Genomic DNA, 19,452 nt, shown 5'->3' on the forward strand with positions numbered 1-19,452 from the left:
TCATCGCAGAAGACCTCACCCCACCCCGTGACGGACATGAGGAGTCACCGAACCGATGGCCACCGAAGAGCCGACCGACCTGATTGGCGTCCTGCTCGCCCTGCTGCGCGGCGGTGTTCCGGATCGCTACCTGACCCCCGAGGACCTGGTCACCATGTTCAGCCTCCCGAGCGTCGAAACCGTCTACCAGTGGCGACGCAAGCGCATCGGCCCGCCCGGCTTCCGCGTCGGCCGCTACCTCCGCTTCAACCCCGCCGCCGTCAGGGCGTGGGAGGCCGAACGCACCGCCCTCGACGACGCGGCCTGAGCCTGCCGCGCACCGCGCCAACCAACACCCCAGGGAGGGCCACACCGTGGCCCTCCCCGGGGCATGCCCAGAAGGGACCGCGCCCCACATGGCAGGCAGCATCCAAGACCGCTGGTTCAAGACCGAGACCAACTCCGCAGGCAAGAACAGCAAGGTCAAGACAGCCCGGTACGGAGCCGGCATGCGCTACCGGGCCCGCTACTTCGCACCCGACGGCAAGCGCAAAAGCAAGTCGTTCGCCGACGGACAGAAGCGCCTCGCCGAGCAGTGGCTGACCAAGATGGCGGCGGACGTGGCTCGCGGCGACTACATCGACCCGAACGCGTCCCGGACGTCCTTTCAGGAGTTCGCGGAAGGGTGGTTGGCGAGCCAGAGCGGCGACCCAAACACCCGAGCGTCGATGCAATCTCAGCTCAGCCTGCACGCCTTTCCGCGCATCGGGTCACGCGCGCTGGGATCGTTCCAGCCGAGCCACATCCGCGAGTTTGTAACCCAACTCGAAGCCTCCGGCATGTCCGGCGCCTACGCCCGTGTGATTTTCTCCAACGTCCGCGCTGTCCTTTCCGCGGCAGTAGAGGACGGCTACCTGCGCCGGAACCCGTGCAACTCGCGCACGGTGACGCTCCCCGAGATGGGCACCCGCCGTGTCGTCCCCTGGCAGCCTGACCGCGTTTTCGCCATACGTGACGCCATGGTCGAGCGCTTCCGGACCATGGTCGACATGGGCGCCGGTTGCGGACTGCGACAGGGCGAGATCCTGGGACTGTGCGTCGATGAGCTGGACTTCGACAGCGGCACGCTGCACGTCGTGCAGCAACTTAAGCTGAGCCTGAGCAAGCCGGTGTTCGCGCCCCCCAAGGGCGGCAAGCTCCGGGACGTGCCTTTGCCCGAGCCCGTAGCGGAGGCGCTGAAAGAGCACATGAAGCGCTTCCCGCCGGTCGAAGTCACCCTGCCGTGGATGCGCGCGAGCGGTCAGCCCGTGACCAAGCGACTCATCTTCAGCGGGCCTCGCGGCGGGCACGTCTGGCGTACGTCGCTGAACGAGGACCACTGGAAGCCCGCACTCGCGAAGGCGGGCGTCATCCCGAAGGCCAAGAGCCGCGAGCATGAGGCTGCTCGCGAGCACGGCATGCACGCGCTCCGGCACTTCTACGCGTCCGTTCTCTTGGACGCCGGCGAGAGCATCAAGGCCGTCAGCGAGTACCTCGGTCACTCCGACCCAGGGCTGACGCTGAAGGTGTACGCGCACCTCATGCCGAGCAGCCGGGACCGGGCCCGGAACGCCATCGGTCGCGCGCTCCAGCCGCAAGATCCGGGGCACTGAGGGCCCACAGTGGGCCCAGGCCATGAAAATGCCCCCTGACCCGCGCCATGTGCGCAGGTCAGGGTCATGATCACGAAACCTACTTCTTCTTGCCCTGGTTCTTGACCGCCTCGATCGCCGCCGCGGCAGCATCCGCGTCGAGGTACGTGCCGCCGGGGTTGAGGGGCTTGAAGTCGGCGTCCAGCTCGTAGGTGAGGGGGATGCCGGTGGGGATGTTCAGGCCCGCGATGTCGGCGTCGGAGATGCCGTCGAGGTGCTTGACGAGGGCGCGCAGCGAGTTGCCGTGGGCCGCGACCAGGACCGTGCGGCCGGTCAGCAGGTCGGGGACGATGCCGTCGAACCAGTACGGCAGCATGCGCACGACGACGTCCTTGAGGCACTCCGTCTGCGGGCGCAGCTCCGGCGGGAGCGTCGCGTAGCGCGGGTCGTCGAACTGGGAGTACTCGGCGTCGCGGGCGAGCGGCGGCGGCGGGGTGTCGTACGAACGGCGCCACAGCATGAACTGCTCCTCGCCGAACTCGGCGAGGGTCTGGGCCTTGTCCTTGCCCTGGAGCGCGCCGTAGTGCCGCTCGTTCAGGCGCCAGGAGCGGTGGACCGGGATCCAGTGGCGGTCCGCGGCCTCCAGCGCGAGCTGGGCGGTGCGGATGGCGCGCTTCTGGAGCGAGGTGTGGACCACGTCGGGCAGCAGGCCGGCGTCCTTGAGCAGCTCACCGCCGCGGACTGCCTCCTTCTCGCCCTTCTCGTTGAGGTTGACGTCCACCCATCCGGTGAACAGGTTCTTCGCGTTCCATTCGCTCTCGCCGTGGCGGAGGAGGATCAGCTTGTACGGTGCGTCGGCCATGCGGTCGAGCGTAATGGAACGGGCTGACGCGCCGCTCCCCCGGTCGGCAGACGGACACCGACGCTCGGGCGAACGTTCGCCGGTTGACGGCATCTGTTAATCGAGTGGCCCTCCCGAACCGGATTCTCGTAAGTTGTGCCCACCGCCCGAGCCGCTTACGCGCCTGCCTGACCTGGGGTCCGCCATGCCACTAGTCGTGATGAGACGTGCCGTCCGAGAGACCGTGTCAGGGCTCCCCCGTGAGTTCTGGTGGCTGTGGACCAGCACCCTGATCAACCGGCTCGGGGCCTTCGTGGCCACCTTCATGGCGCTGTACCTGACGCTCGACCGCGGCTACTCCGCCTCGTACGCGGGCCTGGTGGCCTCCCTGCACGGCCTCGGCGGGGTCGTCTCCTCGCTCGGCGCGGGGGTGATGACCGACCGGCTCGGGCGGCGGCCCACCCTGCTCATCGCGCAGACCTCGACCGCGGCCTCCGTCGCGCTGCTCGGCTTCATGCACGACCCGGTGAGCATCGCCGCCGTCGCCTTCCTCGTCGGCATGGCCAGCAACGCCTCGCGGCCCGCCGTGCAGGCGATGATGGCCGACATCGTGCGGCCCGAGGACCGGGTCCGGGCGTTCTCCCTCAACTACTGGGCGATCAACCTCGGGTTCGCGGTCTCCTCGATGGCCGCCGGGTTCATCGCCGAGTTCAGCTACCTGGCGGGCTTCCTCATCGAGGCCGGCATGACGCTGGTCTGCGCGCTGGTCGTGTTCGCGAAGCTGCCGGAGTCCCGGCCGGTGCGGACCGCCAAGGAGGCCGCGGCCGAGGCCGGCCTCGGGACCGTGCTGCGCGACCGGCGCTTCATGAGCGTCGTCGGGCTGTCCTTCCTGGTCAGCCTCGTCTTCCAGCAGGGTTCCGTGGGACTCCCGGTCGCGATGGGCGAGGCAGGGTTCACCCCGGCCGACTACGGACTGGCGATCGCCGGGAACGGCGTCCTCATCGTCGCCCTGCAGATCCCGGTCACCCGCTTCATCCAGCACCGGGATCCACGGCGGCTGCTGGTGGTCTCGTCGCTCCTCGCCGGGTACGGCTTCGGGCTGACCGCGTTCGCCGGATCGGTCGGCGTCTTCGCACTCACCGTGTGCGTGTGGACCCTGGCGGAGATCGTCAACGCCCCGACGCAGACGGGGCTGGTCATCCTGCTCTCCCCCACACATGGCCGCGGCCGGTACCAGGGGATGTACACCATGTCCTGGTCGCTCGCCGCGCTCATCGCGCCGCTGATGTCCGGTGTCGTCATCGACCGGCTCGGCGCGGAGTGGCTGTGGGGGCTGTGCGCGGTGGTGGGCACGGTCGCGGCGCTCGGGTACGGGATGCTGATGAGCCGCCTCCCGGCGGAGGAGCCCGCGGCACAGGTCCCCGCGGCGGAGACGCCTGTGGTGAAGGTGTCCGTGGCGAAGGCTCCGGTGGCGAAGGCGTCGGTGGCGAAGGTGTCCGTGATGGAGGTGTCCGTGGCGAAGGCGCCTGCGGTGGAGGCGCCTTCGCGGAAGGCCGGACCGGTGGCGGAAGAGATCATCGTGGGGGCGGAGGCGGCGGCAGGACCGCCGCCGCAGGCGATGCCACCGACGCCGGCAGGTCCGGCGGCGGTGACAGGTCCCCCGCCGGCGGCGAGGTCCCGCGCCGACACGGTGTGACCCGGCACGCGCCGGCCGGGCGGACCTGTCCCGCGTCCCGAGGGGCGTGTCGCGCATCCCGAGGGGCGTGGCACGCGTTCGGGGGCGTGGCAACCAACCCGCCCGGCCGGCGGCCGGCCGGCCGCCTCAGGGATGCATCCGGGCTCCCTTGAACACCTTGTCCACCCCGTTCCGCGGCCCGTACACGGCGAGCCCGACCAGATCCAGTTCCGCCGTCGGTACGGCCCGTACGGCGGCCCGGTTGTCCCGGTCGTTGCCGGTGGCGAACAGGTCGGACGTGAAGACCGCCCGCGGCAGCGCCCGGACCAGCGCGCGGCCGTGCGCCGCGGTCAGCGTCTCCTTGCCGCCCTCGAAGATCATGACCGGCTGGCGGAACATGGGCAGGTACGGGACGCCGTCCGCGTCGGCATAGGGCTCGCCGACCACCTCGGGGACGGTCGCCCCGAGGCCGCTGACCAGGAAGGCGGTCACATTGAGCCGCTGCCAGGGCTCCAGGTCGTCCCTCAGCAGCACGGCGATCTTCGTGTCGAAACGGATGGGCTCGTTGTCCGGTGTGCTCATGCCTCGAGACTGCCGACCGCCGTACGCCCTCGTCTTGTACGTTGTTTGCATGGCGGCCCAGCGGGAGATCTCCGCATGGCGCCCGCGGATCCCGGGCGTCGTGGAGGTCTTCCACGCCCACTACACCGAGTACGCGTACCCCATGCACGTCCACGAGGCGTGGACGCTGCTGATCGTCGACGACGGTGCCGTGCGCTACGACCTCGACCGGCACGAGCACGGCACCCCGCACGACACGGTCTCGCTGCTGCCGCCGCACGTCCCCCACAACGGTTCGCCGGTCACCGAGGACGGATTCCGCAAACGGGTCCTCTACCTCGACCTGAGCCGCCTCGACGAGAGTCTCATCGGCCCCGCGGTGGACGGTCCCGACCTGCGCGACCCCTTGCTGCGCCGACGCGTCGGGCAGCTGCACACCGCTCTCGCGCACCCCGGTGACGAACTGGAGGCCGAGAGCAGGCTGACGCTGGTGGCCGAGCGGCTGCGCGGCCACCTGCGTCCGCGTTCCCTCGCGGAGACGCGTCCCGACGTCACGCTCGCCGACCGGCTGCGCGAGCTGCTGGACGCGCGGCTCGTCGACGGGGTCACCCTCGACGAGGCCGCCCGGCTCCTGCACGCCCATCCCGCCCATCTCGTACGGGCGTTCAGCGGTGCGTTCGGGATCGCGCCGCACCAGTACCTGATGTCGCGGCGCGTCGACCGCGCCCGCCGGCTGCTCCTGGACGGCGGCAGACCGGCCGAGGTGGCCACCACGACCGGCTTCTACGACCAGTCCCACCTCACCCGCCAGTTCAAGCGGCTGGTCGGCGTCGCCCCGGGGCGGTTCCGCGGCGGGGCGCGGCGGTAGCCACACGTCCTCAGAGGTCGCGCTGTGCCTCGTACAGGTTCCGCGGCCGTACGACGTCCGTCGTCCCGTACAGCTCCAGACGGGAGTGCAGGTCGCCGGTGAAGTCGGGTACGTCGATCTGGTCGAACTCCGTGCAGGTGTTGACGCCGACCGTGGCGCTGTAGGGCGCGAGGCCGTCGATCTTGACGAGGCCGGCGCGGTTGTTGGTGTCGCGGATGTTCCAGTGGGTGAAGCGGGCGCCGAAGAGGGGGCCTGCGGAGGCGTCCCCGCCGTGGCGGCCGTTGTTGTCGACGGTGATGTCGGTGCGGACGTTGGCGAAGGGCATCCCGCGGTGGGAGTCGAAAGTGCCCATCCGCATGTCGCCGCGCGACCAGACGTTGTGGGAGGAGAGCCCCTCCACGTTGATGCCGTGGAGCTGGGTGTCCGCCGGGGCCGGGACCGTGCGCTGCTCGATGGTGAAGTCCTCGACGAGGTTGTCGTGAGAGCCCTCGCGGCAGAAGTACGGGTGGTGCGAGCCGCGGCCGGCCACGCGGGTGCGGCGCAGGGTGCAGGCGGAGGCGGCCACGAGTCCGAAGCCGTTGTCCACGTGGCGCACGACGACGTCGTCCGCCCAGCAGTCGTACGCGCACTGGAACACGACCCCGTTGTAGCCCTTGTCCAGGAGGTGCGGGGACTGCGGTGTCTCGACGGCCTCCAGGGTGAGGCCTTCGACGCCCGAGCCCGTCAGTGGCTCCACAAGGGTGGTCAGTCGCGGGTCCCACTCGGGGCGTATGTCGAGCGGGAGGGGACGTTCCAGGGTGACCTTCGTGCCCCGCACGTGGCTGACGCGCACGGGCCACTCGTAGGGGACGTAGCTGGTCAGCTTGGTCTTGTCGTCCCAGTAGTAGGCCTCGGGGCCGGGGCCGCCGCCCGCCATGTGCTCGAGCAGGGTGTGGCCGGCGTCGTCGGCGAGGCGGAGCAGGACGAGCCGGCCCGCCTTCAGCCGGTGCGGATCGGTGACCGTCACCGTCCATGAACCACGGGTGGCGGGTGCCACCGCGGTCAGCGTCTCCCACTCGTCGCGACGGTTGCCGGTCCAGCCCTCGAAGGGCCAGGCCTTCGCCCGGACGGCGGCGACCAGGGAATCCCAACGGGCCGTGGGAGCCAGCCAGATGAGGCCGCCCGCCCAGGACCAGGAGGACTTGTCGCCGCCGTAGCGGGAGCCGTAGACGCCGATCAGCTCGGTGAGGTTCCTGGTCGCGTACAGCTTCGTACGGTCGCTGCCGGCGCCGCGCAGGACGACGTTCGAGTCGCCGACTCGGATCAGGCCGTCGACGCGGAAGGTGCCGGGCGGGATGAGAACCGTGCCACCGCCGGCCCTGCCGGCAGCAGCGATGGCACGGTTGATCGCGGGTGCGCAGTCCGTCACGCCGTCGTCCGCCACGGCGCCGAAGTCGCGTACGTCGGCCACGACGGGGCGGCGGGGGAAGCGCGCCGTCCCGCCCCGGAAACCGGCCCGCCCCACGTACGGGATCTGCGGGTGGGTGAAGGGGGAGCGGGTGAACTCCCGCCAGATTCCGGGCACTCGGCCGTGCGCCCCGTGCCGCGCGGCTTCCGTGCCCGTCGACGCGGCGGCCGTTCCCGCCGCCCCGGCTTCCGTGACCGGCGGCCCGGCGGCGGCCGCGGCACGACCGGACGCGGCCGCCGCCGGGCCGCCCGTCACGGCGGCGGCCGCCACGGCCACGGCGCTGCCGAGCAGGCCCCGCCTGCTGATGCCCACGTGCTCCTCGCTCATGCCCGCCCGCCTTCGCTCGCATCCATGGATGTGAATGACGTTCAGATCTGCGTCGGCGGTGAGCATGCCACTGCGGAGGCCCGCCCGGAAGAGGGCATGCGGAGTTAGTTGGACTGGACCATGAGTCAGTCGGTCGGGCGCTGAGTCAGATGGGTGAACGCATCCAGATTGCGGGTCGACTCCCCACGGGAGACCCGCCAGGCGTACTCCTTGCGGATCGCGGAGGCGAAACCGAGCTCCAGGAGAGTGTTGAAAGACCCGTCGGCGGCCTCCAGGACCGAACCGAGCAGCCGGTCGATCTCGTCCGGCGTGACCGCGGCGAGCGGCAGCTTGCCGACCAGGTACACGTCCCCCAGCGGGTCGACCGCGTAACTCACGCCGTAGAGCTTGAGATTGCGCTCCAGGAGCCAGCGGTGGACGCCTTCCTCGTTCTCGTCGGGATGGCGGACCACGAAGGCGTTCAGCGACAGGGAGTGCTTGCCGACGATCAGCGAGACGGTCGTCGAGAGCTTGCGGGTGCCGGGCAGTTTCACGACGTACGAGCCCGTCGCTGGGCTCTCCCACTCCAGCTCGGCCTCTGTGAGGGTCTGCTCGACGATCGACGCTGCGTCAGCCATGGGGCGAGCGTACGTCAGCCGTCCGACAGCGGCGGTGTCAGCCCTGGTGGCCGCGGACCTTGCGGCGGTGGCTCTGTGTCGCCGCCGTGTACACGTCCGCCGTGGCCGCCGCCGCGGTGTCCCAGCCGAAGCGCTGCGCGTGCCGGGCGGCGGCCTCGCCCATCCGGGCCGGGAGCGTCCGGTCGTCGGCGAAATCGCGCAGCACGCGCGCGTAGGCGGCGGGATCGTGCCCGGGGACGAGGAAACCGGTCTCCCGGTCGCACACGGCGACGGGCAGTCCGCCGACCGCGGCGGCCAGCACCGGCGTGCCGGCCGCCTGCGCCTCGATGGCCACCAGACCGAAGGACTCGCTGTACGAGGGCATGACCAGCACCGACGCGGCCCGGAACCAGTCCGCGAGCTGCTCCTGGTCGACGGGCGGCCTGAAGCACACGACATCGGCGATACCGAGCCGGGCGGCGAGCTTCTGCAGGCCCTCGGGCTTGGCGAGACCGCTGCCGCTGGGACCGCCCACCACGGGGACGACGATGTTGCGGCGCAGCTCGGGACGCTCGTCGAGCAGGACGGCGACCGCGCGCAGCAGCACGTCGGGGGCCTTCAGGGGCTGTATGCGGCCCGCGAAGAGCGGGATCAGGGCGTCCTGCGGGAGCCCGAGGCGGGCGCGGGCCGCGGCGCGGCCGTCGGCCGGGCAGAAGCGGTCGAGGTTCACCCCGGGGTGGACGACGGCGACCTTGCCGGACTCGGCCTCGTAGTGGCGTACGAGTTCGTCGGCTTCTTCCGCGGTGTTGGCGATGAGGCGGTCGGCGGCGCGCACGATCTGGGTCTCGCCGATGACACGGGCAGCCGGCTCGGGGCTGTCGCCCTCGGCGAGCGCGGCGTTCTTGACCTTGGCCATGGTGTGCATCGCGTGCACCAGGGGCGCGCCCCAGCGCTCGGCGGCGAGCCACCCGACGTGGCCGGAGAGCCAGTAGTGGGAGTGCACCAGGTCGTAGTAGCCGGGGCGGTGCCCGGCCCAGGCCTGCATGACGCCGTGCGTGAAGGCGCACAGCTGGGCGGGCAGGTCCTCCTTGGCGAGGCCTTCGTAGGGGCCGGCGTCGACGTGCCGGACGAGGACTCCGGGGGCCAGCTCGACGGTCGGCGGGAGAGCGGCCGTCGTGGACCGCGTGAAGATCTCGACCTCGATGTTGATCGCGGCGAGGCGCTGGGCGAGCTCCACGATGTAGACGTTCATGCCCCCCGCGTCGCCCGTGCCGGGCTGGTGGAGCGGGGAGGTGTGCACGGAGAGCATCGCGACGCGACGGGGCCTTCGGTTCAGCCTGAGCCGTGACGGCGTCGCCGGGGAGCGCCGCCCGAGCCTGCTGACGTACTGGCTCACGTGGCGTTCCTCCTCGCTGCGGGCATGCCGGTCGGAGGGTGCGACGCACCCTCCAATCCTGGGGAACGCCGGAGCAGGCCGCTCCATTTCCCTTTTGCCGAATCATTACCAGGGGTCGATCAACCGTTCGATAGCGAGTTGCGTACGCGGTCTTTGTCCACAGGGCCGGCGGCCGGGACGGAGGTTGTCCACAGGCGGACACGGCGTCGCGTACGGCCGCCTACTCTCGTACGCATGACAGCCCGCGCCGCGTCCCGCCCCGTGGGTACGGTGACGCGCGGGACCACGAACCCCAACCGCCTGCGCCGGATGGACCGCTGGATCGCGGCCACCCACGGCGCCGAGCTGCGCCGGAGCCCCGGCCCGGTGGCGGTCGACCTCGGTTACGGGGCGGCCCCCTGGACCGCGGTCGAGCTGCTGACGCGCCTGCGCACGGTCGCGCCGCGCACCCGAGTGGTGGGTGTGGAGATCGACCCGGCCAGGGTCGCGGCGGCGCGGCCGTACGAGCGGGAGGGGCTCACCTTCCGGCACGGCGGCTTCGAGGTCCCGGTCGAGGGCGGACCGACACTCATCCGCGCGGCCAACGTGCTGCGCCAGTACGACGAGGAGCAGGTCGCCGCCGTCTGGGAGCGCCTGTGCGCCCGTCTGGCGCCGGCGGGTCCGGGCTCCTCGGGCGGCCTGCTCGTCGAGGGCACCTGCGACGAGATCGGCCGCCGGCACGTCTGGGTCGCGCTCGGCCCCGAGGGCCCTCGCACGGTCACCTTCGCCACCCGGCTGGGCTCCCTGGACCGCCCCTCGGACCTCGCCGAGCGCCTGCCGAAGGCCCTGATCCACCGCAACGTCCCGGGCGAGCCCGTCCACGCGTTCCTGCGCGACTTCGACCGCGCCTGGGCGGCCGCCGCGCCCTACGCCTCGTACGGCGCGCGGCAGCGCTGGATCCGCACGGTCCGCGACCTGGCGGCCGACTGGCCCGTGACCGACGCGATAGCGCGCTGGCGCCAGGGTGAGGTCACGGTGGGCTGGGAGGCCCTGGCGCCAGGGGTGTGACGACCGGAGGTGTGACCCCGGCGCGCGGGCGCGCTTCGGCGAACGGCCGCGGACCTCACCCGCCCGCACCACTCACGGAACGAACTCCATGAGTGGTTCGTCACACAGGCGGGGAGATCGTCTTGCGGAAGCGCGACGGTGGGAAGGGAGTTCTTGCCCGCCTCTGTCGCGTTGCGCGCCGACATGGCACGATCCCCCAGGCGTCCATAAGTTACTGACGGTAAATCAGTTGGGGGGCGGAGCAATGGGATCCGGCAAGCGGAGCCTGACCACGGCTGCCATGGTAGTGGCGTGCGCCTGCGCGGTGCTGTCGGCACCGGGCGTGGCGTACGCGAGCCCGACACCGGGCTCCACACCGTCATCCACCCCGTCGGGCGGTACGGCCGGCGCGGGCGGTGCGGCCGTCCAGGATCCCCAGGCGATGCGCAAGAAGAAGGATCTCCAGGCGATCCGCGAGAAGCTGGACGATCTCTACCACGACGCGGCGGTCGCGACGGACGCCTACAACGCCGCCGAGGAGAAGGCCCGCCAGCAGTCCGCCCAGATCGTCGACCTGGCCCAGGACATCGTCAAGGGCCAGGAGAAACTCGACCGGTTGAAGGACCTGGCGGGCGCCGCGGCCCGGGCGCAGTACCGGGGCGGCGGCCTGCCCCCCGAGGCGCAGCTCTGGCTGAGCAGGAACCCCCAGGAGTACCTGGACGGCGCGGGCAGGGTCCGCCAGGGCGAGCACGCGACCAAGGGCCTGCTCGCCGAGATGGCCCGCACACAGCAGGACTTGGAGCAGTACGCGAAGGACGCCTCCGCCCAGTGGCAGAAGCTCGAGGCCAACCGCGAGGCCAAGGCCGAGGCGCAGAAGAAGATCAAGAAGCAGATCGCCGCCGCCGAGAAGCTGCAGTCCCAGCTCCAGAAGGAGGAGAAGGAGCGGCTGGCGAAGCTCGAGGAGGAGGCCGCCCACAAGGCGCAGACGGCCTGGCTGAGCTCCGGCGTCCTGGCGGAGATCAACGGCAAGGCGTCCGCGCAGGGCAGGAAGGCCGTGCAGTACGCCACCGACCAGATCGGCAAGCCGTACGTGTGGGGCGCCGAGGGCCCGAAGTCGTACGACTGCTCGGGGCTGACCTCCCAGGCCTGGATCTCCGCGGGCCACGGCATTCCGCGCACCTCGCAGGAGCAGTGGAAGCAACTCACCCACGTCGACATCAAGGACATGCGCCCCGGCGACCTGATCATCTACTTCGACGACGCCAGCCATGTCGCGATGTACATCGGGGACGGCGCGATCGTGCACGCGCCCCGGCCGGGGCGGACGGTGACCGTCGCGGGCGCGGGATCGATGCCGATCCTGGGGGTCGTACGGCCGGACGCGTGAGGCGCGGGCGTGAGGCGTGGGGCCCGGCCTGAGGCATCGGGCGTGACCGCCCGGTGACCGGGCCCCGCACGCCGCCCGCCCGCGTCGTGACCCACCGCACGTGACCTGCCCCACGGGGGCGCATACCTCCCCCGCCCGGGGACGTGACGTTCGTCATCTTCGGTGACCCGGCATCCTGTCCAAGTGCGGTACAGGATGCGGCATATGACGGTGGCCGATTGCCGGACGCCCCGCCGCGCACCATTCCCCCGCGGCGTCCGCTACCGCTATGGTCCCCGTCGGTGGGTCGAGGACCTTCGCCCCACCACGCCCTCGGGGGGAGGGAAGGAACAGACGATGCCCGTACCCATACCGCGGCAGAGAGCGATCCCGGCCGTGGAAAGTGGTCAGGCTTCAGCCGCGTTCTCACCCGGCGGCCCATCCGGAGAGTCAACCGGCGGCCCCGCCGGACACGCGACTGGCGGCCCGGCCGAAGCCCAGCCGGCGCCCCGCGCCGCGACCCCGGTCGACAGCACCACCAACCTGACCCTGCTGGTCATCGAGGACGACCCGGCCGGTTCCCTCAGCGTGCCCGAAATGCTCGACGCCGCCGGCAAGCCGATCCGTATCCGTACCGCCCGCAACCTCACCGAGGCCGAGCGGCTGCTCACCGACGACGTCCACTGCATCCTGCTCGACCTCGCGCTGCCGGCGCCGGGCCGGGCCGCCGAGTCGGACGACGAGCTGGCCACGCTCAAGCACGTCCTGCGGCTCGCGCCCCGGCACGCCGTCCTCGCGCTCACCGCGTCGGGTGACGCCGAGCGCGGCACCGAAGCGGTACGCGTCGGCGCCCAGGACTATCTCTTCCGCGATGAGCTGGACGGCCGGCTGCTGAGCCGCGCGATCCGGTACGCGGTGGAGCGGAAACGTTCCGACAGGGCCGAGCGACGGCTCACCGAGTCCAGGCTGCGTGCCCAGGAGAACGCGCGCCTGGAACGCGGTCTGCTGCCGACCCCGCTCCTGGAGGGCTCCTCGCTGCGGTTCGCCGCGCGCTACCGCCCCGGTCGGTCCCGGGCGCTGCTCGGCGGCGACTTCTACGACACGGTCCGTACGGCCGACGGCACGGTGCACGCCATGATCGGCGACGTCTGCGGGCACGGACCCGACGAGGCGGCGCTCGGCGTGGAGCTGCGCATCGCCTGGCGGGCGCTGACGTTCGCGGGGATGTGCGGCGACGAGCTGCTCTCGACGCTCCAGCAGGTACTGGAGCACGAACGTGAGAACGACGAGATCTTCGCGACGATGTGCACGGTGGACATCGCGCCGGACGGCCGTCGTGCCGGGCTCTGCCTGGCCGGTCACCCGTCCCCGCTGATAGCCCGCCCCGGCCGCCCGGCCGAACTGCTGCCGTACGAGAACGGCGGCCCGGCGCTCGGTCTGCTGCCCGGCGCCCGCTGGCCGCGCCAGCAGGTGGAGCTGGGCGGCGAGTGGAGTCTGATGCTCTACACGGACGGTCTGATCGAGGGCCGTGTCGGCGAGGGCAACCAGCGGCTCGGCCAGGACGGCATGGTGGACATGGTCCGCCGCCAGCTCGCCGAGGGACTGGAGGGCGAGCAGCTGCTGCGGGCCGCCGTCAGCGAGGTGCGCGAACTCAACGGCGGAGAGCTGACGGACGACGTCGCGGTGCTGTTGCTGGACCGCACGCCCTAGCGTCGTACGCCCACCGGAGTGCCGTGCTCGTCGGCCGGACCGTCGGGCCCGGCCGACGAAGCGTCGTGCCTGTCCGACGGAGCGGACGGAGCGGTGCGATCACCGGAGCCGGCGAGGGCCGCGCGCGTCTTGGGCGAGGTGGTCAACGACCGCCGTTGTACGGACCGTAGGGGCCGTCGCTGCTGCTTCCGCCGCGACGGCCTCCGCCTCCGGAGACCTGACGGAGCGCGGGGCGTACGTCCACGAAGAAGACGATCGTGGCGACCAGCCCCGCGATCTGCAGGAAGATCATCGGGACCAGCAGGTTCACGGCCACCGTGATGCCCAGGATGATCAGCCAGAACATCTTGCTCTGCTTGTCCGCCGCCCGGTACGCGTCATCGCGGGCGATCGCGGCCATTCCCAGTGCCACCACGGCGAGCACCAGAATGGCCAGGAAGATCAGCGACATGAAGCCGCCGAATGCCGTCAACAGCACTATGCCCACCGCCCGGATCGAATCATCTCTACGGTCACCGTACCCGGAGAACGGGCCGGGAACTCTGAGAGTGCCCGGCCCGTCCCCGCATCACTACGCCGTTCGCCCACCACGTCCGTCGGCGGTCCGGCGGCAGTCGCTCACTTCGCGGGCGGAGTCGTCTTCTTGGCGACGGGCTTGCGCAGCGGGGCCTTCTTCGGCGCGGTCTTCCTGGCCGCGGTCGGCTCGGCGGCGGCCGTGGCCGGCTTCGGCTCCTGCTTGACCTGGGCGGACTGCGCCTCCGGCTCGACGGCCACGGCCAGCTCCTCGATGCCGTCGGCCGCCTCTCCGCGCCAGGTCCGCACGGTCTGCTCGCCGTGCTCGGCGACCTTCTCGTACGTCTCCCGGGCCTTCACGGCGTACTCGGCGGCGACGCCGACACCGCGCAGGGCGAGGTCCTGGGCGGACTCACCGAGCTTCTTGAGGTCGGTGTCGAGGGTGCTGATGAAGCCCGTCACCCGGGTCTGGATCGTCTCCTGCGCCTCCTTGGCACGGGAGGCGGCCTTCTCCTGGACGGTGTTCGCGTCCATGTTCTTCACGGTCTCGATGCGCGCCGGGGCCTCGGCGCGGATCTGCTCCACGATGCCGGGGACCTTCCGGGCCTGCTGGACGGCCAGGTCGGCGGTGCCGGCCAGGAAGTACAGCGGGGTCGGGTCCGTGGCGGCCTTGCGGATGTCGTCGGTGATGGCCATGGCGATGATCCTCCCGGAGTCGCTTTCAGCTGAGGGTTTGGGTGGTCCGCGGCGAAACCTGCCGGTCCGCACCGGTGGCGGCGGCACTGCCGCCGCCGGTACGGGTCAACCGGCGGTCTGCTGCGGATCGGCATCGCTTCCGCCGGCCGTGCGGGGGCCGCGGACAGCGGTGTCCGGCGATTGCTGGGTGTCCGATATGTTCCGCACCGGGTCCTGCGCCATCTCCTGGACCACACCTTCGGTCATGTCCTGTGCCTCGCCCTGGACCATGTCCGGCGTGATCTCGAATCCGTTCTCCTTGCGGAAGGACTCGTAGATCTGGAGCAGTACCTGCTTCTGCCGCTCGTTCAGCGTGGGATCGGCGAGGATGACGGCACGTGTCTCCACCTCGTCCCGGTCCCGCTCGGCGTCGAGGATGCCGGCCCGCACGTACAGCGTCTCGGCGGAGATCCGCAGCGCCTTGGCGACCTGCTGCAGCACCTCCGCGCTCGGCTTGCGCAGCCCGCGCTCGATCTGGCTCAGATACGGATTGGACACCCCGGCGGCGTCGGCGAGCTGCCGCAGGGACAGCTGCGCGTTGCGCCGCTGATCGCGCAGATACTCACCGAGATTGCCGACGTTGAGCGATGCCATGGCTCCACCTTGCCGCACTTCCGCTAACAATTGCAAGCACCCGCTTGCAAAAGTGCGCTGTGCCACGCCGAAAGCCCCCCGGCCGGACGCAGGCGCCGAGCCGGGACCCGCGCCGTGCCGCTCGGCGACGGGGCCACCCGCCGGCGGAGTGCGGCCGTGCGCGGCGGGTACATCCCCGCGCTCGGCCCTGCCGCTCTCGTGCTCGTCTTCCACTCACGGGACGGGGCGAAACCCGAAAGTGCGGCGTCCGCGTGATCACCGCACTGGAGCGCCCGGCGGCCGGACGACCTCGAAAGCACCGGCCTCACGGGCAGGCCGCACCGGACAACCGGCCACGTCCGACAGTCGGCCGCACCGGACAACCGGCGACGCCCGACAACCGGCCGCACCTGACAGCAGGCCGCACTCGACAGCAGCCGTGATTGACAACCGACCGCGTTCCCCGCGACGAATACGCGGGACGGGCGGCGGAATTCCCGACGAATGACGGGGGTCAATGACGGCGGTCATCGACAGCGGCCAGAAGTGGCCTACCGGAAAGGACCGCGTGGCCGGGAATCGGGGGCCCGCGCGTTGCCTCGCGGGCCCCTCGGCACTACCGTTGCGGCCATGACTGCCGGGTCGGCCTCGTGCCGTGAGCGAGTTGGTCGCCCGGCCTCCGAGTGAGGCCGGGGCGGTGCAGGGCACCGCCCACCCCTTTTCTTCGCGCACTCCGGGATGCGGAGTGTCGCGCGCCTTCCTCTCCCTTTGATTTTCCGCAACGCGGGCTTCGCGTGCTCTCGCACGCGCACGGCGCCGCGGCGATTCCCCCTGCCCGAAAACTGCCCGAAGACAGCAGAAAGCAGAGCATGCCCAACGCCTTCAACCAGCAGATCATCGATGAATTCCGCGCCCGTCACGGGAAAGTGGGCGGCCCTTTCGAAGGAGCCCGACTGCTCCTGCTGACCACCACCGGGACGCGCACCAGAACCCCGCACACCACCCCCCTCGGCTACTACCCCGACGGCGGCGGCCGGGTCCTCGTCATCGCCTCGGCCGGAGGAGCGCCCAGGCACCCGGACTGGTTCCGCAACCTCGTCGCCGACCCGCGCGTGCGCGTCGAGAGCGGCGTCTTCACCTACGACGCGCGGGCCGTCGTCCTGGAGGGCGCCGAGCGCGACCGACTCTTCGCCCGGGCGGTGGAGGCCGACCCGGGGTGGGCGACGTACCAGGCGAAGACGGACCGCGTGATCCCCGTCGTCGCGCTCCAGGAGATCGCCCAGGACGGCCCGCCGCGCGTGAACGCCGGCTCCGTGAGCGAGGCCCTGAAGGCCGTCCATGACGCCTTTCGGCGCGAACTCGCCCTGATCCGAGCGGAGTTCACGTTCTCAGGTACCTCCCTGGGTGCCCAGCTCCGCGTCAACTGCCTCACCCTCTGCCAGGGTCTGCACCAGCACCACACCGGCGAGGACATCGGCCTCTTCCGTGCCCTCGCCGACCGGCACCCCGAACACGCGCCGCTGCTGGACCGGCTGCGCGACGAGCACGGGCGGATCGCCGTGCTGACCGGGGAACTGCGCCGGGTCGTCGGCCAGAACCACGCCGACCCGGCCCTCGTACTCCCCGAGGTGGTACGCCTCACCGAAGCGCTCGAAGCCCATCTCCGCGACGAGGAGGACCAGCTGATCCCGCTTCTGGACGCCGCGAGCGCCCGCTGAGTCGCAGGTCCGGCGGTCTCGTCGAGCAGGACGAGGCCGCCGGGCCGGCCACCGGGCCGACCCGTACGAGTGGGGCGGGCGCCGGCCGGGGTCTCCGCGGACTCGCGGAAGCTCAGGATTCCGCGGAGACCCCGGCCGGCCGCCGGTTCCCGCGTTCTCCGTGAGGCAGCGCGCGGGCGAGGTAGGGGTTCGTCGTCCGGCCCGGAAGTCCCAGCGCCGCGATGGCCTCGGCGAGGGTCATCGCGTAGGAGCCGACGGCCCGGCGGACGTTCGGGGCGTCCAGACTGTCGCCGGTCACCAGACGGTCGAGGTCCACGTACGCCGAGCGGACCACCTCCATCCAGCGGTAGACGCGCCAGTCCTCGCGCCAGCCCTTCGTGCAGTCCTCCGGCAGCACCCGCGCCCAGCGGGCGAACAGACGCTCACGGATCTCGGGCCGCGTGGGCGTCAGATGCATGTGCCGGACCAGGTCGTACAGGGGGTCGCCGACGACCGCCATCTCCCAGTCGATGAGCACCAGTTCGCCCCGCTCACCGCGCACCAGGTTCCACGGGTTGAGATCTCCGTGCAGGAGCACGGGCCGACGGGGGACCAGCGTGTGGCGGTCGAGGATCTCGCCGAGCCGGTACCCGTCGGGGAGCCCGAGTTCCCGCATCAGGTCCCGGGTCGGTTTGGGCAGTGCGTTCACCATGTGGACCAGTTCGTCGCGGAGTCCGGGGTAGAGATTCAGCCCCTCCCGGAACGGGTCCAGCTCGTCGCAGTCGACCGAGGCCAGGGCCCCGAGCTGGTCCACGAGATCGTCCGCCTCGTACGGGCGCAGGCCGTCCACGGGGTGGTCCGGTGGCCTGAACCCGTCCGCCGGCCCTTCGTACGAGTGGATGGTGAACTGTTCCATCAGGCCGCTGATGCCCAGGGCCAGCACGCGCGGGGCACGCACGGAGACGTTCGACCGCTCGATGGCTCCGAGGACGGCGTGCTCGTTGAGGAACCGGCGCTCGCGGGCGTTCGCCGCGCCGACCCTCCGGCGGACCATGACGGGAAAGGGCACGCCCGGCACCCGTACCGCCGTGTTGAGGTGGGCCGTTCCCTTGAACACCCGGTCCGCGGAGGCGGCCCCCTCCTCGAACAGGGCCTCGCTCACGGCCGCCTTGGAGAGGCACGGATGCGGAGGGAGTCTTTCGTCGGCCTTCCAGACGATCTCCTGGCGGGACCAGGGATGTTTGTGCCGGCCTCCGTGGGACTCGTTCCACCGGAAGAGAATGCGCTCGATCGCGGTCTCGTCGGGCACGCTCGCGAGCCGCAGTGGTTCCTCGGCGGCAAGGAGTGCCCGGCGCACCGCACCGGTGGCGGCGTCCAGTTGCTGCTGTTTGGCGGAGTCACCCATCGACATCGCGGCCCGGATCACATCCGGGTAGACGGACTGGGCGCGCTCGAAGGCGACGTAGTGCCCGAGGTCGCGGTCGAGCCCGTACACGGCCGCGGGGCGCCGTCGGCCCATCGCCTCACGCCATGCCTCGATCACCTCGGGCCACTGGTATTCGGGGTACCGCATCCGCACCAGATGCGTGGCGAGGTCGTGCAGCGGGTCGCCGTAGCTCGCCAGTTCCCAGTCGACGCAGATCAGGGGCGGGTCGCCGTCGTAGGAGACGATCACGTTGTCCCGGTGCAGGTCGGTGTGGAGCAGGCTGAAGGGGCGGCTGACCAGCGCCGGCACCCTCTCGGCGAACCGCACCATCGCGTCCTCGGGAATGCCCAGCATCGCGAAGAGGCCGCCGAACTCACCCCAGTTGCGCTGCCTGATCTGCTCCTCCGCCGCGAACGCCAACGCCCGCAGAAAGGCGCTGCTGTCACGGTTGGAACGGGGCCAGGACGGGGGCAGCGGAGGAAGGTGCTGTCTGCGCACCTGCGTCATGTCCGCGAGGAGATCCGCCAGGGCGAGGACCAGACCGGAGTGCAGCGGATTGTCGTTCGGGCAGATACGCGACAGCGGCATGCCCTCCACATAGCTGAGAATGGTCAGATCACGGTGCTTGACCAGGCACCGCGGAACGTGCGGCAGTACGCCGCAGATCGTGTTGAGGATCTCCGCCTCGTCCTGCCAGGTCCTGATGACCACGGGCAGCGCCGAGGGGATACGTTCCCGCACCGTCACCGGCGCGCCGTCCTCGCACGCCACCAGGCGGGAGTCGTGCTCCGTGAGCGGCCTCACCATGTAATTCAGATTGTGGTGTCCCCTGCCGAACGATCCGAATGCCTTGGCGTAGCGGACGAAGTGGCGGTACTCCGTGTCCGACGCCTCTTCCAGGGCCAGGGGACCGCGCGGGCCGGACATCAGCGGAACGCCCACGGGTCACTCCTGAATGGCTGTGCGTTGTCGCCGATGTTCATGCATCGCGACGAGGGTGAGGACACCCTAGTGGTCGCCCAGGAGCCTGGCCGCGCAATCGCTGCGTACTTGAGAAAGAGTTCTACATTCAAGGAGTGCCGCAC

Annotated in this window: 17 protein-coding genes; 8 read left to right on the forward strand and 9 right to left on the reverse strand. The window is 71.0% G+C overall.

The window, feature by feature from the left end:
- Window positions 1-55 precede the first annotated feature (55 nt).
- Together OHB41_RS22500 and OHB41_RS22505 are read left to right on the forward strand one after the other, a co-directional pair.
- Window positions 56-307, forward strand: coding sequence for a helix-turn-helix transcriptional regulator (locus OHB41_RS22500; protein WP_266700026.1), 252 nt, complete (start codon window positions 56-58; stop codon window positions 305-307).
- A gap of 88 nt (window positions 308-395) precedes the next feature.
- Window positions 396-1,631, forward strand: coding sequence for a tyrosine-type recombinase/integrase (locus tag OHB41_RS22505; protein ID WP_266700027.1), 1,236 nt, complete (start codon window positions 396-398; stop codon window positions 1,629-1,631).
- Between the two features lie 79 nt (window positions 1,632-1,710).
- Here OHB41_RS22505 and OHB41_RS22510 read toward each other — a convergent pair whose 3' ends face one another.
- Window positions 1,711-2,472, reverse strand: a complete 762-nt coding sequence (locus OHB41_RS22510; protein WP_168528774.1) for a phosphoglyceromutase — start codon at window positions 2,470-2,472, stop codon at window positions 1,711-1,713.
- 184 nt (window positions 2,473-2,656) lie between these two features.
- On the opposite strand from OHB41_RS22510, the gene OHB41_RS22515 reads away from it, so the two are divergent.
- Window positions 2,657-4,147, forward strand: a complete 1,491-nt coding sequence (locus OHB41_RS22515) for an MDR family MFS transporter (protein ID WP_266700028.1) — start codon at window positions 2,657-2,659, stop codon at window positions 4,145-4,147.
- 126 nt (window positions 4,148-4,273) lie between these two features.
- On the opposite strand, the gene OHB41_RS22520 is transcribed toward OHB41_RS22515, so the two are convergent.
- Window positions 4,274-4,759 carry a PTH2-like family protein gene (locus tag OHB41_RS22520; protein WP_526024952.1) on the reverse strand — a complete coding sequence of 162 codons (486 nt, stop codon included), beginning with the start codon at window positions 4,757-4,759 and terminating at the stop codon, window positions 4,274-4,276.
- Here OHB41_RS22520 and OHB41_RS22525 point away from each other — a divergent pair.
- On the forward strand, window positions 4,758-5,555 hold the full coding sequence (locus OHB41_RS22525; RefSeq protein ID WP_266700030.1) for a helix-turn-helix transcriptional regulator: 798 nt from the start codon (window positions 4,758-4,760) through the stop codon (window positions 5,553-5,555). The genes OHB41_RS22520 and OHB41_RS22525 overlap by 2 nt on opposite strands.
- A 10-nt stretch (window positions 5,556-5,565) precedes the next feature.
- Here the strand turns inward: OHB41_RS22525 and OHB41_RS22530 are convergent, their stop codons facing one another.
- The 3 genes from OHB41_RS22530 to mshA all read right to left on the reverse strand — a co-directional run bounded on the left by OHB41_RS22530 (window position 5,566) and on the right by mshA (window position 9,321).
- Window positions 5,566-7,329 carry a glycosyl hydrolase family 28-related protein gene (locus OHB41_RS22530; RefSeq protein WP_266700031.1) on the reverse strand — a complete coding sequence of 588 codons (1,764 nt, stop codon included), beginning with the start codon at window positions 7,327-7,329 and terminating at the stop codon, window positions 5,566-5,568.
- Between the two features lie 125 nt (window positions 7,330-7,454).
- Window positions 7,455-7,946 carry a type III secretion system chaperone family protein gene (locus tag OHB41_RS22535; protein ID WP_266700032.1) on the reverse strand — a complete coding sequence of 164 codons (492 nt, stop codon included), beginning with the start codon at window positions 7,944-7,946 and terminating at the stop codon, window positions 7,455-7,457.
- A 37-nt stretch (window positions 7,947-7,983) separates the two neighbouring features.
- Window positions 7,984-9,321: a D-inositol-3-phosphate glycosyltransferase gene (mshA, locus tag OHB41_RS22540; protein ID WP_266700033.1), complete on the reverse strand. Its 1,338-nt coding sequence runs from the start codon at window positions 9,319-9,321 to the stop codon at window positions 7,984-7,986.
- A 234-nt stretch (window positions 9,322-9,555) separates the two neighbouring features.
- Here mshA and OHB41_RS22545 point away from each other — a divergent pair, with 234 nt between their 5' ends.
- From OHB41_RS22545 to OHB41_RS22555, 3 genes are all read left to right on the forward strand, one after another.
- Window positions 9,556-10,368 (forward strand): class I SAM-dependent methyltransferase, encoded by an 813-nt coding sequence (locus tag OHB41_RS22545; protein ID WP_266700034.1) that lies wholly within the window; start codon window positions 9,556-9,558, stop codon window positions 10,366-10,368.
- Between the two features lie 244 nt (window positions 10,369-10,612).
- The gene (locus tag OHB41_RS22550) at window positions 10,613-11,734 is read left to right on the forward strand and encodes a C40 family peptidase (RefSeq protein ID WP_266700035.1); all 1,122 of its coding nucleotides are present in this window, start codon (window positions 10,613-10,615) and stop codon (window positions 11,732-11,734) included.
- Window positions 11,735-12,070: 336 nt separating this feature from the next.
- Entirely contained in the window at window positions 12,071-13,423 is a 1,353-nt protein-coding gene (locus OHB41_RS22555) for a PP2C family protein-serine/threonine phosphatase (RefSeq protein WP_266700036.1), read from the forward strand.
- 142 nt (window positions 13,424-13,565) lie between these two features.
- Here the strand turns inward: OHB41_RS22555 and OHB41_RS22560 are convergent, their stop codons facing one another.
- The 3 genes from OHB41_RS22560 to OHB41_RS22570 form a co-directional block, all read right to left on the reverse strand.
- Complete coding sequence (locus tag OHB41_RS22560) at window positions 13,566-13,901, reverse strand: DUF2516 family protein (protein ID WP_266706057.1); 336 nt, start codon at window positions 13,899-13,901, stop codon at window positions 13,566-13,568.
- A 140-nt stretch (window positions 13,902-14,041) separates the two neighbouring features.
- Window positions 14,042-14,632 (reverse strand): hypothetical protein, encoded by a 591-nt coding sequence (locus OHB41_RS22565; protein WP_266700037.1) that lies wholly within the window; start codon window positions 14,630-14,632, stop codon window positions 14,042-14,044.
- Window positions 14,633-14,737: 105 nt separating this feature from the next.
- Complete coding sequence (locus OHB41_RS22570) at window positions 14,738-15,265, reverse strand: helix-turn-helix domain-containing protein (protein ID WP_266700038.1); 528 nt, start codon at window positions 15,263-15,265, stop codon at window positions 14,738-14,740.
- A gap of 848 nt (window positions 15,266-16,113) precedes the next feature.
- Here OHB41_RS22570 and OHB41_RS22575 point away from each other — a divergent pair.
- Entirely contained in the window at window positions 16,114-16,962 is an 849-nt protein-coding gene (locus OHB41_RS22575; protein WP_266700039.1) for a nitroreductase/quinone reductase family protein, read from the forward strand.
- 112 nt (window positions 16,963-17,074) lie between these two features.
- Here the strand turns inward: OHB41_RS22575 and OHB41_RS22580 are convergent, their stop codons facing one another.
- On the reverse strand, window positions 17,075-19,294 hold the full coding sequence (locus OHB41_RS22580) for a phosphotransferase (protein ID WP_526025054.1): 2,220 nt from the start codon (window positions 19,292-19,294) through the stop codon (window positions 17,075-17,077).
- Window positions 19,295-19,452: the final 158 nt, after the last annotated feature.

Origin of the sequence: Streptomyces sp. NBC_01571 (assembly GCF_026339875.1) — a bacterium.
Taxonomy (GTDB): Bacteria; Actinomycetota; Actinomycetes; order Streptomycetales; family Streptomycetaceae; genus Streptomyces.